We start from the raw sequence: 15,347 nt of genomic DNA, 5'->3' as shown, positions 1-15,347 counted from the left end.
ACGCGCCCGATCAGTGCTGTCGGCCCGGGCCTGACCCCAGGATCAACTGATCTCAACCTAGGCGAAAAAGGGCGGCCGGTGGTAACCGTACGCCGTGAGTTCAGCCGTCGGAGTCACGGTCGCGGCGGCGCAGATAGCGCTCGAACTCGGCGGCGATGGCGTCGCCGCTCGCCTCGGGCAGCTCGGCGGCGTCCTTGCGCTCCTCAAGCTCCTTGACGTACTCGGCGACCTCGCTGTCCTGGGAGGCGAGCTCGTCGACGCCGTGCTCCCAGGCCCGGGACTCCTCGGCCAGCTCGCCCAGCGGCATCGGGATGTCGAGCAGGTCCTCCATCCGGCTGAGCAGTGCCATGGTGGCCTTCGGGTTGGGCGGCTGGGCCACGTAGTGGGGCACCGAGGCCCACAGTGACACGGCGTGCAGCCCGGCGGCGCCCAGCGAGTGCTGGAGGACGCCGACGATGCCCGTCGGTCCCTCGTAGCGGCTCAGCTCCAGGTTGATCGCCCTGGCCAGGCCCTCGTCGGTCGCCGATCCCACGATCGGCACCGGGCGGGTGTGCGGCGAGTCGTTGAGCAGCGCGCCGAGCAGGACCGCGAGCTCGACTCCCAGCTCGCGGCAGACCAGCACGATCTCCTCGCAGAACGCGCGCCAGCGCATGTTGGGCTCGATGCCGCGCAGCAGCACCACGTCGCGGTCGACGCCCGGCGGCCTGGCCACCGACAGCTTGGTGGTCGGCCAGGTGATGGAGCGCGTCAGTCCCTCACCCATCTCGACGATCGGGCGGGTCATCTGGAAGTCGTAGTATTCCTCCGGGTCCAGGGAGACCAGCGGGGTCGCCTTCCACTCGTCCTCCAGGTGCGCGATCACTCCGCTCGAAGCCTCACCCGCGTCGTTCCACCCCTCGAACGCGGCGATCATCACCGGGTCGACGAGCTCGGGCAGACCTTCGATCTCGATCACGCGCCCCCTCCTTCTCACCTCACGCCCTACCCGGCTAAGCCTATGTGGTGAGGGGGCCTTCACGTCACCTTCCCGGCGCGGTGTGGACGATCAGGACGTTGCGGTCCGCGCGCCGTCACACGCCGAGCCTCGCCCGCTCGCGCGGACTCGGCCGGCTCCCAGGACTGTACGGTGGTTTTCGGTGTAACTCCTGATCAGGGAGATACACCTGATGAGTACCGTCATTCAGGCGTCTGCCGACACAGACTTGGGGGAAGCCGCGGTGCGCGGGCTGGGCAGTGAGTCACACTGCCGACGACGCGGCCCGAACCGTGCACCCCATGCACGGCGAGGAGCCACAAGCTCGGCCATTCGGGGCCGAGAAGCTGACCGTATGAACCGGTGTGTGATCGGCCAGGAGGATTCACGGGAAATGGAAGCTGTTCTCTTCGACATGGACGGGCTTCTCGTCGACAGCGAGAAGATCTGGTTTCAGGTGGAGACCGAGGTGATGGAACGACTCGGCGGCGAGTGGGGGGAGGCCCACCAGGAGAACACGGTGGGCGGCTCCCTGGCGGTCACCGCGGCCTACATGCTGCGGGTCTCCGGTGGTGACGCCGACTGCGCCGAGGTGGAGACCTGGATGCTGGAGGGCATGATCGCCAAGCTCTCGGGCGGGGTGGAGATGATGCCCGGGGCCTTGGAACTGCTGGCGGAGGTGCGCGAGGAGGGCCTGGCCACCGCGCTGGTCACCTCCTCGGCCAGGCCGATCGCCGAGGCGTGCCTGAAGAGCATCGGCGAGCACAACTTCGACCACGTGGTCACCGCTGACCACGTCACCAGGACCAAGCCCCACCCCGAGCCCTACCTGACGGGGGCCCGGCTGCTGGGGGTCGATCCGGCCCGCTGCGTCGCCCTGGAGGATTCCCCGAACGGGGTGACGTCGGCCACCGCCGCGGGCTGCCGGGTGGTGGCGGTGCCGAGCGTGCTGCCGATTCCCTCCGCGCCCGGCCGCCTCGTCGTCGGCTCGCTGCTGGAGGTCGACGTGGCGGTCCTGCGTTCGCTCTCCCTCGGGGAGCCGCCCCTCGCCGAGTCACCCGCCCGCGGGTCCTCAGCCGCCGGTCCCGCCGACGGTTAGTCCCTCCACGAAGAACTCCTCGGCGGGTGGCCGGCAGGGCGGACGGCCACCCGGGGGACGGTCCGATGGGGGACGTCCCTGATCTTTCACGCGAGCCGGGCCGTATCCCTTAGGGGGTGATCCCTCCTCAGGAAGGAGGGCCCGTCCCGATTTGACGTGCCAGGATGGATATCCGGGTAAGCCGATATGAGGGGCGGTCCGCTGTGTCGTACGAACAGATCGCGTGGTTGCCGCTCTGCGCCGGGGTCACCGGTGTGGGGCTGGTACTGAGTTTCCTGCTGATGCGACGCCGGGGCGCCGCGGCGGGATTGCGTGCGGTGGCCTGGTCGCTGTTGCCCATCGCCGCCTACCTGACCGGCGCGCTGCCGACCGTGTGGCGGATCGGCACGGCGATCGGCGGGTTCCTCACCGGTCTGGTGTTCAACCCCGTGGTGTGGTCCGGGGTGGCGGTGACCGGGTTGTCCGTGCTGCTCTTCCTGGTCTCCGGTTTCATGCGTGGCCGCCGCCTCAAGGCCGCGGCGTCCGGGGCGTCTCCGGCGTCCCCGGCGTCCGCCACGGGCGCCCCGACGCGGAGCGAGGCCGTGACATCGGGTGTGCCCGGCGCGACGGCCGCCACGCAGCCGCTCCCCAAGCGCACGCCCGCGCCCTCGCCGGTCTCCCGGGCAGCCGGATCGAAGCCCGCGGCGAAGCCGGCCGCCGCCGACGACTTCTCCGATATCGAGGACATCCTCAAGCGCCGCGGGATCGGGTGACGCTGGGTAACCGCCTCATTTCAATGTCACGAATCCGAGACAGAAGCGGAACGGCGTCCGGACATTACCTTCAAGATCAAAACGAATGAATTTCGCGTGAATCACAGTTGAGCCACATAGCGCCTCAGGGGACTGGTCAGCGCAGTTCAGCCCATAGATTCTGCCCTCGGGACCACTAATAACGGCCCGTAGACTAACGGCGCGCTACCCCGACCCGGGGAACGCGTTAACGGACGACGTCGTCTGGGATCCAGGGGGCCAACTGTATGACCGCACCGCTCGACGCCCCCGGCAAGGCCCCTGAGGTCCCGCCGGAGGCAGTGCTCGCGGGGGCGGGCGTGAAAGCCATCCAAGGCCGATCGCTCGGACAGATCGCATGGATGCGCCTGAAGCGCGACAAGGTCGCGCTTGTCGGCGCCGGCGTGGTCGTCCTGCTGATCCTCACCGCGATCTTCGCTCCGCTGATCGTGGACGTGTTCGGCCACCCGCCGAACGAGTTCCACCAGGAGATGATCGACACCTCCACCATGACCCCCCAGGGCGGTACGGGCATCAGCGGGGACTTCCTGTTCGGGGTGGAGCCGGTCAACGGCCGCGACCTTTTCAGCAGGGTGGTCTACGGAGCACGGATCTCGCTGCTGATCGCGGTCCTCGCCACCGTGCTCTCGGTGGTCATCGGCACCGTCATGGGAGTGATGGCCGGTTACTTCGGCGGCTGGGTCGACACCCTGATCAGCCGCACGATGGACGTCTTCCTCGCCTTCCCCCTCCTCGTCTTCGCGATGGCCCTGGTCGGTGTTCTCGGCCAGTTCGAGCAGAGCCTCGGCGTGACGGGCGACACGTTGCGCATCGGCCTGCTGATCTTCGTGATCGGCTTCTTCAACTGGCCCTACATCGGCAGGATCATCAGAGGCCAGACACTGTCACTGCGGGAACGCGAGTTCGTCGACGCCGCCCGCAGCCTGGGCGCACGCGGACCGTACATCCTGTTCCGGGAGATCCTGCCGAACCTGATCGCGCCGATCCTCATCTACGCGACGCTGCTCATTCCCACGAACGTCCTGTTCGAGGCCGCGCTCTCGTTCCTGGGAGTCGGCATCCAGGCGCCCACGGCGACCTGGGGAGGCATGCTCTCACAAGCGGTGAAGTTTTATAACGTGCCGCATTTCATGTTCTTCCCTGGCATGGCGATCTTTATCACGGTGCTGGCTTTCAACCTCTTCGGCGACGGGCTGCGCGATGCCCTGGACCCGAAAGCGTCCCGTTGACCTTCAACCTCCCGTTCTCCCGGATTAACAAGGGGTGCAAGTAAATGAACAAGAAATCCGCAGTGGCCTTCGCGGCCGCGGGTGCCGCTCTCTCCCTGGGGCTCTCCGCCTGCGGTGGCGGTGGCGGCAGCGAGACGAAGCCGGCCGACGGCTCGTCGGGCGCGCCGGCGGCCGCGGAGGCGTTCAACGCCGGACTCGAGGCGGTGTTCAACCCTTCCGACAAGAAGGGTGGCGTCCTGAAGATGGCGATCTCCGAGGACTGGGACTCGGTGGACCCCGGTGACACCTACTACGCGCTCTCCTGGAACCTCATCCGGATCTACGGCCGTTCGCTGGTGACCTACACCCCCGCCCCCGGCGCCGAGGGCCGCAAGCTCTCCCCGGACCTGGCCGAGAGCCTGGGCGAGTCGAGTGACGACGGCAAGACCTGGACCTACAAGCTTCGCGCCGGTCTGAAGTTCGAGGACGGCACGCCGATCACGTCCAAGGACGTCAAGTACGCGGTCCTGCGGTCCATGGACAAGGAGACCCTTGTCAACGGCCCCACGTACTTCAACGACTGGCTGGACCTGCCGAAGGACTTCAAGAGCGTCTACAAGACCCCGGACGTCAACACCGACTCCGCGATCGAGACGCCGGACGACCAGACGATCGTCTTCCACCTGAAGAAGGCCTACGGCGGCTTCGACAACTTCGCGGCGCTGCCCGGCACGATCCCGGTCCCCAAGGACAAGGACACCGGCGTCAAGTACCGCGAGCACGTGGTCGCCTCCGGCCCCTACAAGTTCGACAAGGTCGAGGCGGGCAAGCAGTACACCCTGGTCCGCAACGAGCACTGGGACCCGGCGACCGACCCGATCCGCAAGGCGCTGCCGGACAGCTACGAGATCTCCCTCGGCGTCAACGCCGACGACCTGGACAACCGGATCATCTCCGGTGACCTGCACATCGACCTCGCCGGCTCGGGCGTCCAGCCCGCCGCGCTCGGTCGCGTGCTGGGCGACCCGACGCTGAAGGCCCGGGCGGACAACCCCACCGGCGCCCGCACCTGGTACACCTCGATCATCTCCGACGTGGCCCCGCTGGACAACGTGGACTGCCGCAGGGCGGTCATCTTCGCCGCCGACCGGGTGGGTCTGCAGAACGCCTACGGCGGCGAGTTCGCCGGCGGTGACATCGCGACCGGTCTGATGCCGCCGTCGATCGGCGGCTGGAAGAAGCTGGATCTCTACCCGACCGGCACCGGCGACGTGGAGAAGGCCAAGGAGGCCCTCACCGCGTGCGGCAAGCCCGACGGTTTCGAGACCACCATGGCCTACCGCGCCGACCGTCCCAAGGAGAAGGCGACCGCCGAGTCGCTCCAGCAGGCGCTGGCCAAGGCCGGCATCAAGCTGACGCTCAAGGGTTACCCCACCGGTGACTACTTCGCGCTCTACGCCGGCAAGCCGGACTTCGTGAAGAAGAACGGCATCGGCCTGGCCACCAACGGCTGGGGCGCCGACTGGAACGACGGCTTCGGCTTCATGTCGCAGATCGTCGACAGCCGGACCATCCGTGAGTCGGGCGGTAACTACAACCTCAGCATCAAGGACAAGGAGATCGACGCGAAGATCGACCAGGTCTTCCAGGAGAGCGACGTCGCCAAGCGTGACGCGCTCTGGGGCGAGATCGACCAGAGGGTGATGGAGCAGGCCTACGTGCTGCCCTCGGTCTGGTCCAAGGGTGTCCTCGTCCGTCCCCAGGGCGCGACGAACGTCTTCGTCACCGGTGCGTTCGACATGTACGACTACCTGAACCTGGGTGTCCAGTAAGCGTCGGAAATCCAGTTCGGTTAGTCGAGTTCGGTTAGTCGAGGCTTGAAGGGGCCGGCCCGCGGGGCCGGCCCCTGGAGCCGGGGGGACTGTGGTCACTTACATCATCCGCCGCCTGGTCGGCGCGCTGCTCATGCTCGTCATCGTGAGCATGGTCACCTTCTCGATCTTCTTTGTGATTCCCCGCATCGCGGGCGCCACGGCCGAGGACTTCGCCAGCCGTTACATGGGCAGGTCCGCCGACTCGGAGATGATCGCGGTCACGGCGGAGAAGCTCGGGTTCAACGACCCGGTTCCCGTGCAGTACGGCCGCTGGATCTCAGGCGTCTTCGTCGGCTCGGAGTTCGACACGGGTGCCTCCATCGAGGAGTGCCCCGCCCCCTGTTTCGGCTACTCCTTCATCAGGCGGCAGCCGGTCTGGCCCGACCTGGTGGAACGCATCCCGGTGACCCTCTCGCTCGCCCTGGGCGCCTCGGTGATCTGGTTGTTCGGCGGCGTCGCGACAGGCGTGCTGTCCGCGCTGAGAAAAGGCACGATCTTCGACCGGGCGGCGATGAGCATCGCGCTCGCCGGCGTCTCTTTGCCGATCTTCTTCACCGGCATCGTCTCCCTCGTCGTCTTCAGCTACGGGTTGGGCATCACCGCGCCGGGCGGCAGTTTCACGCCGTTCTTCGAGAATCCAGCGCAGTGGGCCTACAACCTCCTCCTGCCATGGATCACACTCGCGTTCCTCTACGCCGCGTCCTACGCGCGTCTGACCAGGGCGGGAATGCTGGAGACCATGAGCGAGGACTACATTCGCACGGCCAGGGCCAAGGGCATGCAGGAGTCCAGGGTGGTCGTCAAGCACGGGCTGCGCGCCGCGCTGACACCCATTCTGACGATCTTCGGTCTGGACCTCGGCCTGCTGCTCGGTGGCGCGGTGCTCACCGAGAGCACGTTCTCCTTGAAGGGCATCGGCGACTACGCCGTCCAGGCCATCGTGACGAACGACCTTCCGAAGATCATGGGGGTCACCATGGTCGCGGCGCTCTTCGTCGTACTGGCCAGTCTGATCGTCGACCTGCTGTACGCGGTGGTCGACCCGAGGGTGAGGCTTGGATGAGCGCTCCGTCGAGCTTTCTCGAACTGAGGGACCTGCGGATCCACTTTCCGACGGATGACGGCCTCGTCAAGTCGGTCGACGGGCTCTCCTTCCAGCTGGAGCGCGGCAAGACGCTCGGCATCGTGGGCGAGTCCGGATCCGGCAAGAGCGTCACCTCGCTGGGCATCCTCGGCCTGCACAAGGGAGGCAGGGCGAAGATCTCCGGCGAGATCTGGCTGGACGGTGAGGAACTCGTCTCCGCCTCGGCCGACCACGTCAGGACGTTGCGCGGCAAGAAGATGGCGATGATCTTCCAGGATCCGCTCTCCGCGATGCACCCCTTCTACACGGTGGGCGCGCAGATCGTGGAGGCGTACCGGATCCACAATCAGGTCAGCAAGAGGGTCGCGCGCAAGCACGCCGTCGAGATGCTGGGCCGGGTGGGCATCCCGCAGCCGGACAGGCGCGTCGACAGCTATCCGCACGAGTTCTCCGGCGGCATGCGCCAGCGCGCGATGATCGCCATGGCGCTCTCCTGCGACCCGGAGCTCCTCATCGCGGACGAGCCGACCACGGCCCTCGACGTGACGGTACAGGCGCAGATCCTGGACCTGATGCGCGACCTGCAGCGCGACTTCAACGCCGCGCTGATCGTCATCACCCACGACCTGGGTGTCGTCGCGGAGCTGTCGGACGACATCCTGGTGATGTACGGCGGCAAGGGCATCGAGTACGGCACGTCGGAGAGCATCTTCGAGCGGCCGGAGCATCCCTACACCTGGGGCCTGCTGGGATCGATGCCGCGCCTGGACCGGGAGCGGACCGAACGGCTGCTGCCGATCAAGGGCACTCCGCCCTCTCTGATCAACGTGCCCGCCGGGTGTGCCTTCCACCCGCGCTGCGAATACGCCGACCGTACCGGCGGAAGGGCGAACACCGAGGTGCCCGAGCTGGTCGAGGGCGAGGGCGGCCATCTGGTCCGGTGCCACCTGCCCCGTGAGGTCAGGCGGGACATCTGGGAGAACGAGATCAAAGCGAACCTGGAGTCCTCGTGAGCGAGCGAGCCGACACACCCGTCGCCCAGGCCGTGCGTTCGACGAACGGAAAGTCTGTGACCGAGCCAATTCTGTCAGTGCAAGGGCTGGAGAAGCACTTCCCGGTGACCAAGGGCCTGCTCAAACGCCAGGTCGGTGCGGTCAAAGCGGTCGACGGGATCAGCTTCGACGTCTTCAAGGGGGAGACCCTCGGCCTGGTGGGCGAGTCCGGCTGCGGCAAGACCACGACGGGGCGCATGATCACCAGGCTCATCGAGCCGACCGGCGGGAAGATCGTCTTCGAGGGACACGACATCACCCACATGTCGCAGTCCAAGATCCGGCCGCTCCGGCGCGACGTGCAGATCATCTTCCAGGACCCCTACTCCTCGCTCAACCCCCGCCACACGGTCGGTGCCATCGTCGGCGCGCCGTTCCGCATCCAGGGGATCCAGACCGAGCAGGGCACCAAGAAGGCGGTCCAGGAGATCCTGGAGCTGGTCGGGCTCAACCCCGAGCACTACAACCGCTACCCGCACGAGTTCTCCGGCGGCCAGCGCCAGCGCATCGGCATCGCCCGCACGCTCGCGCTCAAGCCCAAGCTCATCATCGCCGACGAGCCGGTCTCCGCGCTGGACGTGTCGATCCAGGCGCAGGTGGTCAACCTCCTGGAGGACCTGCAGGACGAGCTCGGCCTGACCTATGTGGTCATCGCGCACGACCTGTCGGTGGTCCGGCACATCAGCGACCGGGTCGCGGTCATGTATCTCGGCAAGATCGTCGAGTTGGCCGACCGCAAGGCGCTGTACGAGTCGCCCATGCACCCGTACACCAACGCGCTGATGTCCGCGGTGCCCGTCCCGGACCCGGCCCGGCGCAGGGATCGCGAGCGCATCCGTCTCCAGGGCGACGTGCCCAGCCCGCTCAACCCGCCGCCCGCCTGCCGGTTCCACACCCGGTGCTGGAAGGCCCAGGAGATCTGCAAGAAGGTGGAACCACCGCTGGAGACGCTGGCTCCGGGACACCAGGTCGCCTGCCATTTCCCGGAGAACGCCCCCACGGAGCAGCCGCCCCTGCAGGCCGTCTCGAGCTGACCGCACTCGCCCCGCTCCCCGTACGCCGCGCGGGCGGGTGCGTCGTGAGGGCGCCCCGGCGCCTTCGCGAGCGGGGCAGGGGCGCCCAAGGTCGGCGCGGGCGCGTGAGAGGCGTCAGGGAAGCGCGCCCGGCGTGATCAGGCCGGTCTCGTACGCCAGGACGACGGCCTGGACGCGGTCGCGCAGGCCCAGCTTGGTGAGGACGTTGCCGACATGGGTCTTCACCGTCGTCTCGCTCACCACCAGTTCGGCGGCGATCTCCGCGTTGGACATGCCCTTGGCGATCAACCGGAGCACCTCCAGCTCGCGCTCGGTCAGCCGGTCAAGGCGCGCAGGGGTCGACTGCTGGTGCATCGAGGGCAGGTGCGCGCCGAACTTGTCCAGCAGCCGCCTGGTGACGCTCGGCGCGACGATGGCGTCGCCCGCCGCCACCACCCGGATGGCCTGCACCAACTCCTCGGGCGGGACGTCCTTCAGCAGGAACCCGCTCGCTCCGGCGCGCAGCGCCTCCACGATGTACTCGTCGAGGTCGAAGGTCGTCAGCACCAGCACCCGCGGCACGTGCGCGCCCACGGTGGCCTCCCGCACGATCCTGCGGGTCGCCTCGATGCCGTCCACGCCAGGCATCCGGACGTCCATCAGCACCACGTCGGGCAGCAGCGCCCGCGACTGGTCCTGTGCCGCCTTGCCGTCTCCGGCCTCGCCGACCACGGTGAGATCGGCCTCGGCCTCCAGGATCAGGCGGAAGCCGGTGCGCAGCAGTGGCTGGTCGTCCACCAGCAGCACTCTGATCGTCATCACGTGTCCTTGAGGGGGAACCGGGCATTGACCTCGAATCCGCCCCCGTCGCGCGGGCCGATCCTCAGAAGTCCACCATAGAGGGCGACACGCTCGCGAATACCCGCCAATCCGTGCCCGGTCGCCTCCCCGTCCTCCGCACGCGCCCGCGGGCCGAGGCCGTCGTCCTCGACCTGGATGGCCAGCTCGCCCGGTTCGTGCCGCACCCTCACCCAGGCCCGTGCCTGCGGCCCCGCATGCCGCAGGCTGTTGGTGAGGGCCTCCTGGACGAGTCTGTACGCGGCGAGGTCGACACCGGGAGGCAGCGTTCTCACCGTCCCTGCCGTCCCTGCCGTCCCTGCCGTTCTCACCGTCCCCGCCACCTCCGCCGCTCCTGCCGTCTCCGGGGCGGCCCGCTCGCCCTCGATGCACAGCTGCGTCCGCAGCCCCGCCTCGCGCATCTGGTCGACCAGGGCGGGTATCTCGCGCACCCCCGGCTGCGGGCTGCGCTCGACGAGGGCCCCCTCGGTCCTGAGCACGCCCACCATGCTGCGCATCTCCGCCATCGCCGTCCGGCCGAGCTCCTCGATCGCCGACAGCGCCTCTCTCGCCCCCTCTGGGTTGCCGGCCAGCACCCGGCGCGCCGCGGCGGCCTGGACGGTCATCACACTCACATGGTGGGCGACCACGTCGTGAAGCTCGCGGGCGATGCGGGAGCGCTCCTCGGCCCTCGCCGCCCGGGTGTCGGCCTCCCTGACGCGCTCCATGCGCCGCGCCCGGTCACGCAGCTCCGCCTGGTAGGCCCGGCGCAGCAGCGCGTTCCGGCCCGCGATCCACAGGGAGACGGTGAAGACGGCCATCAGTAGATGGCTGCTCCACTCGCCGAGCCGGCCCCCCGCCGCCGCCGACAGGAGGTGACCGGCGAGGGCGAGCGCAGGGGCGCACAGACTGAGAGCCAGGCCGCGCCGGGCGGCGATCGTGTAGACCAGCACCAGGGTGACGAGCCAGAGCAGGGAGGGGTTGCGTCCCGTGGAGGCCAGCGTGACCTCGGCCACGCAGACCAGGAAGAGCATCAGGAACGGCCGGTGGCCGCGCAGCGCCACCGACAGGCAGCCCGCCACGATCAGGCCGAGACCCATCGCGTCCGGCTCCCTCAGACGGGCGGGATCGCCGAAGGCGTGGGCCACGTGGGCGAAGGGGACCGAGGCGGCGGCCAGCACTCCACCGAAGATCACGTCGGGAATCAGCGGGTGCCCGTGGAACCATGCCCGCAGGCTGCCGATGGTGTCGCGCACACAATCAATGTAGGCGCCCCTCCGCCGGTGCCACCCTGCCAGAGGTGGATATCACCCTCATCCCCACGAAGGACGGTGCCGATGGCGACGCTGGCGCGTCGCGGTGAGGCCGCTCTTGTCCGGCTCCTTTCCTCGGAGAACGAGATCGTTCGTTCCTCACGACCCCGTTCTCCTCACTCCAGTCCCCGGCGCGGCCTCACGGGTCGTCCCTCCAGGACAGATCACGGGCATGTCTGCGGGGATGTTTCCCGAGGCAGGTCGCGTTGGGGGGGCAAGCGTCATCACCGCGACGCGTAGTGTCGCGATCGGAACAGCCACTACAGTTCGTCGGTGGCCGCCCGCGAGATCTTGGCGGACCGCCGGTTGCTGCGAACGGTGTCGCCCGGCTGCCGCTCGGGGACGGGCGGGGGAGTGCCGCCGAACTCCGGGCACAGGTCCTTGTAGCTGCACCAGTCGCACAACCTGCTGGGCCTGGAGCGCCACTCGCCGGTTTCCAGCGCGCGCTCGATCGCCTGCCACAGGGCCTGGACCTTGCGTTCGGTGGCCAGCAGGTCGGCTTCGTCGGGGGTGTAGCGCAGGACCTCACCTCCGCCCCCGAGGTACATCAGCTGGAGCATGCGGGGCACCGAGCCGCGCAACCGCCACAGGACCAGCGCGTAGAACTTCATCTGGAACAGCGCCTTGGCCTCGAAGGCGGGACCCGGGGCGCTGCCGGTCTTGTAGTCGACGACGCGGACCTCACCGGTGGGCGCCACGTCCAGCCGGTCGATGTAACCCCGCAGCATCAGACCGCTGCCGAGCACCGCCTCCACGTAGAGTTCCCGCTCCGCGGGCTCCAGACAGGTGGGGTCCTCAAGGGTGAAGTAACGCTCCAGCATGACGCGGGCCTGGGCCAGCCACTCGGCGCGGTCGTCGTCGCCGGTGAACATCCCGGCATAGGAGGGGTCCTCCTGCTGGAGCCTGTGCCATTGGGGCTCCAGCAGGTCGTGGGCCGCGGAGACCGTGCGCTGCGGGGCGGGAAGGTCGTACAGGCGTTCCAGCACCGAGTGGACCATCGTGCCCCGCACCGCGGCGGGCGACGGCGGCTCGGGAAGCCGGTCGATCACCCGGAAGCGGTAGAGCAGCGGGCACGTCATGAAGTCACCCGCGCGCGACGGCGACAGGGCTCCGACGATCGTGGGCTCGGTCGGTGACATGACCGCACTGTAGGTCACGGTGACGACAGTTTGTGCCCGAGGTGCCCCCGTGGCGCCTACCGGAGGCCCGATGGCGCGTACCATCGAGGACTGAGGGTGGATTGAACAAGGAAATGGTGAAGCAGCGGTGAGCAGCGACAGCCCACGCCAGGATAGTCCAGGGCTGCTGATGGGCCGCCCGTTCGGCATCCCGATCTACGTCTCGCCGACCTGGTTCATCGTGGCGGCGTTCATCACCTACTCGTTCCAGAGCGTGGTGGCCTACCGGCTGCCCGATCTGAGCATCCCGCTCACCTATGTCGTCGCGTTCGTCTTCGCGGTGCTGCTGTACGTCTCGGTGCTCCTGCACGAGCTGGCGCACTGCGTGGTGGCCAGGATGTACGGCCTGCCGGTACGGCGCATCACGCTCTACCTGCTCGGCGGTGTCTCGGAGATCGAGCGCGAGCCGGAGACCCCGGGCAGGGAGTTCATGGTGGCCTTCGCCGGGCCGCTGCTCTCGCTCGGGCTGGCCGCGATCGGATTCGCCGCCTCCTACGTCATCGACCCCGGCACGATCGCCGGCGTCCTGGTCTTCCAGCTCTGGCTCGCCAACCTGATGGTCGGGATCTTCAACCTGCTCCCGGGGCTGCCGCTCGACGGCGGGCGCATGCTGCGGGCCGGCGTCTGGAAGATCACCCGCAAGCCGCTCTCCGGCACGGTCGCGGCGGCCTGGGCGGGCCGGGTGCTGGCCGTCGCCCTGGTCGTACTGCCCGTCGGGCTGACGCTGGTGGCTGGGCAGGAACCGGGCCTGATGCTCATCTGGTCGCTGTTGCTCGCCGCCTTCATCTGGTTCGGCGCCACCCAGTCGCTGCGCGGCGCCCGCGTGCGGGCCCGGATCCCCGAGGTCAACGCCCGCGCCCTCGCCAGGCGGGCCATCGCGGTGACCGGCGACGTGCCGCTGGCCGAGGCCCTGCGGCGGGCCGGGGAGGCACAGGCGGGGGCGATGGTGGTGGTCGACCACGAGGGTCGTCCCACGGGCATCGTGAACGAGGTCGCGGTGGAGTCCACCCCGGAGAGCCGCCGCCCCTGGGTGACGGCGGGTTCGCTCGCGCGCAGCCTGGAGCCGTCGCTGGTGCTGGCCGCGGACCTGGAGGGCGAGCCGCTGATCGACGCCATGCGCGATGCTCCGGCCGGGGAGTATCTTCTGGTGGAGCGGGGCGGCGAGATCTTCGGCGTGCTCGCGACCTCGGACGTGAACCGCGTGTTCAGCGGGGTTTAAGCGAACCACAGGTGATTTACAGGCGTCTCACTGGATACTCGCCGAAGACGGGGGATGGCAGGAGAGGAACGTACCTGTTCGTCCCACTCGTCTTCGGCTCTCACCAGGACTAGGGTTTTGGCCAGCGAATGGGCTGGCCACGTAGCTTAAGGGACGTCAATTGGCACCCCCCCAAACACCGGCGCCTGCCGGTGATCTGACGCCGGATCTTCTCGGCGCCCCCGAATGGACCGACCAGATGGTCGCGGCCGCGGGCATCCCCATGTACGACATCCCCTTCCTGACGGTCGGTGGTGGCATGGGATCTTTTGTGACGCTCGACTACCTCAGGATCTACGGCGTTCCCACCTCGCAGATGCGGGTGGTGTCCAACATCGACCATCCGTGGCAGACCTACGAGTTCCTCACCAGATGCTCGCAGATCCCCCGGGGTGAGCGGATCCGCTCCGACTCCTCCTCCCGCCCGGACAACCTGTGGGGTTTCCCCTCCTACGCCCTGGAAGAGGCGTGGAAGGAGAAGAAGCCGTCATACCTGTGGCAGATCCTCACCGAGCCCCTCCTGAACGACTACTGGACCCCGCGCGCCGGCACCGTCTTCGAGAACCTCGAACGCGAGGCCAAGCGCATCAACTACTGGGACATGCTGGTCAAGGGGCAGGTGCGGATGGTCCGCCGCAGGGCGGGCGGCGGCTACTTCACCGTGGTCACCCCGCCCGACGGCGCGGCGCCGACCAAGCGCATCATCTTCCGGTCGCGCTTCGTGCACATCGCGATCGGCTACCCGGGCCTGAAGTTCCTGCCGGACCTGCAGGAGTTCCGCACCAAGCACGGTGACTACCAGCGCGTCGTCAACGCCTACGAGCCGCACGAGCAGGTCTACGAGTTCCTGAAGACCAGGCCGGGCACCGTGGTCATCCGCGGTGGCGGCATCGTCGCCTCCCGGGTGCTCCAGCGGCTGTTCGACGACCGGGAGCGACACAACCTGCAGACCCAGGTCATCCACATCTTCCGCACGTTCGTCAGCGGCTCCCACGGGCCGCACATCTGGTCGCGCCGCAAGGGCGGGGACGGCTGGGCCTACCAGGGCTTCAACTATCCCAAGTCGGTGTGGGGCGGCCAGCTCAAGGCGCAGATGCGCAAGCTGGAGGGCGCCGACCGTGCGAGGAAGTACAAGGAGATGGGCGGCACCAACACCCCCTACAGGCGGCGCTGGCAGGAGCAGATGCGGGCGGGCCGCAGCGGCGGCTACTACCACCCCGTGCAGGGCACCGTCGACCGCGTGGAGCAGAGCCACGACGGGCGGCTCGTCAGCTACGTGCGCAGCAGCGACGGCATCGTCCGCGAGCCGGTGTCCGACTACATCATCGACTGCACGGGCCTCGAGGCCGACATCGCCGAGCACCGGATCTTCGCGGACCTGCTCCAGCACGGCGGGGCGTTCCGCAACCCGGTGGGCCGGCTGGAGGTGGAGCGACACTTCGAGGTGAAGGGGACGGCCAACGGTGACGGTGCCCTCTACGCCTCGGGGTCGGCCACACTCGGCGGCTACTTCCCCGGCGTCGACACCTTCCTCGGCCTGCAGATCGCGGCACAGGAGATAGCGGACGACCTGGCGAAGCGAGGATTCGTCAAGAAGATGGGGCCGCTACGGTCGACCTCGCAGTGGTTCAAATGGGCCCGCAACTCGCCGGTGTAAGGAGTAGTTC

13 protein-coding genes are annotated in these 15,347 nt (G+C 68.3%); 9 read left to right on the top strand and 4 right to left on the bottom strand.

Going from position 1 to position 15,347, the window contains the following annotated elements:
* Positions 1-100 precede the first annotated feature (100 nt).
* A complete protein-coding gene (locus AB0B96_RS08850) occupies positions 101-955 on the bottom strand; it encodes a PAC2 family protein (protein ID WP_350947671.1) in 855 nt (284 codons plus the stop codon).
* 412 nt (positions 956-1,367) lie between these two features.
* Here AB0B96_RS08850 and AB0B96_RS08845 point away from each other — a divergent pair, with 412 nt between their 5' ends.
* The 7 genes from AB0B96_RS08845 to AB0B96_RS08815 all read left to right on the top strand — a co-directional run bounded on the left by AB0B96_RS08845 (position 1,368) and on the right by AB0B96_RS08815 (position 9,115).
* A complete protein-coding gene (locus tag AB0B96_RS08845; RefSeq protein ID WP_362897266.1) occupies positions 1,368-2,072 on the top strand; it encodes an HAD family phosphatase in 705 nt (234 codons plus the stop codon).
* A gap of 203 nt (positions 2,073-2,275) precedes the next feature.
* Positions 2,276-2,824 (top strand): cellulose synthase, encoded by a 549-nt coding sequence (locus tag AB0B96_RS08840; RefSeq protein ID WP_362897265.1) that lies wholly within the window; start codon positions 2,276-2,278, stop codon positions 2,822-2,824.
* A gap of 266 nt (positions 2,825-3,090) precedes the next feature.
* Positions 3,091-4,092 carry an ABC transporter permease gene (locus tag AB0B96_RS08835; protein ID WP_362897264.1) on the top strand — a complete coding sequence of 334 codons (1,002 nt, stop codon included), beginning with the start codon at positions 3,091-3,093 and terminating at the stop codon, positions 4,090-4,092.
* Between the two features lie 44 nt (positions 4,093-4,136).
* Positions 4,137-5,903, top strand: coding sequence for an ABC transporter substrate-binding protein (locus tag AB0B96_RS08830; protein ID WP_362897263.1), 1,767 nt, complete (start codon positions 4,137-4,139; stop codon positions 5,901-5,903).
* Between the two features lie 91 nt (positions 5,904-5,994).
* Complete coding sequence (locus tag AB0B96_RS08825) at positions 5,995-7,008, top strand: ABC transporter permease (RefSeq protein WP_362897262.1); 1,014 nt, start codon at positions 5,995-5,997, stop codon at positions 7,006-7,008.
* Positions 7,005-8,042 carry an ABC transporter ATP-binding protein gene (locus AB0B96_RS08820; RefSeq protein ID WP_362897261.1) on the top strand — a complete coding sequence of 346 codons (1,038 nt, stop codon included), beginning with the start codon at positions 7,005-7,007 and terminating at the stop codon, positions 8,040-8,042. The genes AB0B96_RS08825 and AB0B96_RS08820 overlap by 4 nt, the downstream gene beginning before the upstream one ends.
* Before the next feature lie 56 nt (positions 8,043-8,098).
* The gene (locus tag AB0B96_RS08815) at positions 8,099-9,115 is read left to right on the top strand and encodes a dipeptide ABC transporter ATP-binding protein (RefSeq protein ID WP_362897260.1); all 1,017 of its coding nucleotides are present in this window, start codon (positions 8,099-8,101) and stop codon (positions 9,113-9,115) included.
* Positions 9,116-9,229: 114 nt separating this feature from the next.
* Here AB0B96_RS08815 and AB0B96_RS08810 read toward each other — a convergent pair whose 3' ends face one another.
* The 3 genes from AB0B96_RS08810 to AB0B96_RS08800 all read right to left on the bottom strand — a co-directional run bounded on the left by AB0B96_RS08810 (position 9,230) and on the right by AB0B96_RS08800 (position 12,383).
* A complete protein-coding gene (locus AB0B96_RS08810; protein ID WP_350947663.1) occupies positions 9,230-9,913 on the bottom strand; it encodes a response regulator transcription factor in 684 nt (227 codons plus the stop codon).
* On the bottom strand, positions 9,913-11,187 hold the full coding sequence (locus tag AB0B96_RS08805; RefSeq protein WP_362897259.1) for a histidine kinase: 1,275 nt from the start codon (positions 11,185-11,187) through the stop codon (positions 9,913-9,915). Before AB0B96_RS08805 ends, AB0B96_RS08810 begins: the two co-directional genes overlap by 1 nt.
* 317 nt (positions 11,188-11,504) lie before the next feature.
* Entirely contained in the window at positions 11,505-12,383 is an 879-nt protein-coding gene (locus AB0B96_RS08800; RefSeq protein WP_362514319.1) for a RecB family exonuclease, read from the bottom strand.
* Between the two features lie 169 nt (positions 12,384-12,552).
* Between AB0B96_RS08800 and AB0B96_RS08795 the strand changes: the two genes are divergently transcribed.
* Positions 12,553-13,641: a site-2 protease family protein gene (locus AB0B96_RS08795; protein ID WP_362897393.1), complete on the top strand. Its 1,089-nt coding sequence runs from the start codon at positions 12,553-12,555 to the stop codon at positions 13,639-13,641.
* Positions 13,642-13,801: 160 nt separating this feature from the next.
* Entirely contained in the window at positions 13,802-15,337 is a 1,536-nt protein-coding gene (locus AB0B96_RS08790) for a hypothetical protein (protein WP_362897258.1), read from the top strand.
* Positions 15,338-15,347 lie beyond the last annotated feature (10 nt).

It is taken from the genome of Streptosporangium sp. NPDC049046, from assembly GCF_040649155.1.
Classification (GTDB): domain Bacteria; phylum Actinomycetota; class Actinomycetes; order Streptosporangiales; family Streptosporangiaceae; genus Streptosporangium.
Note: the sequence above shows the minus strand (reverse complement) of the source record. Positions and strands in the feature narration are given on the sequence as shown.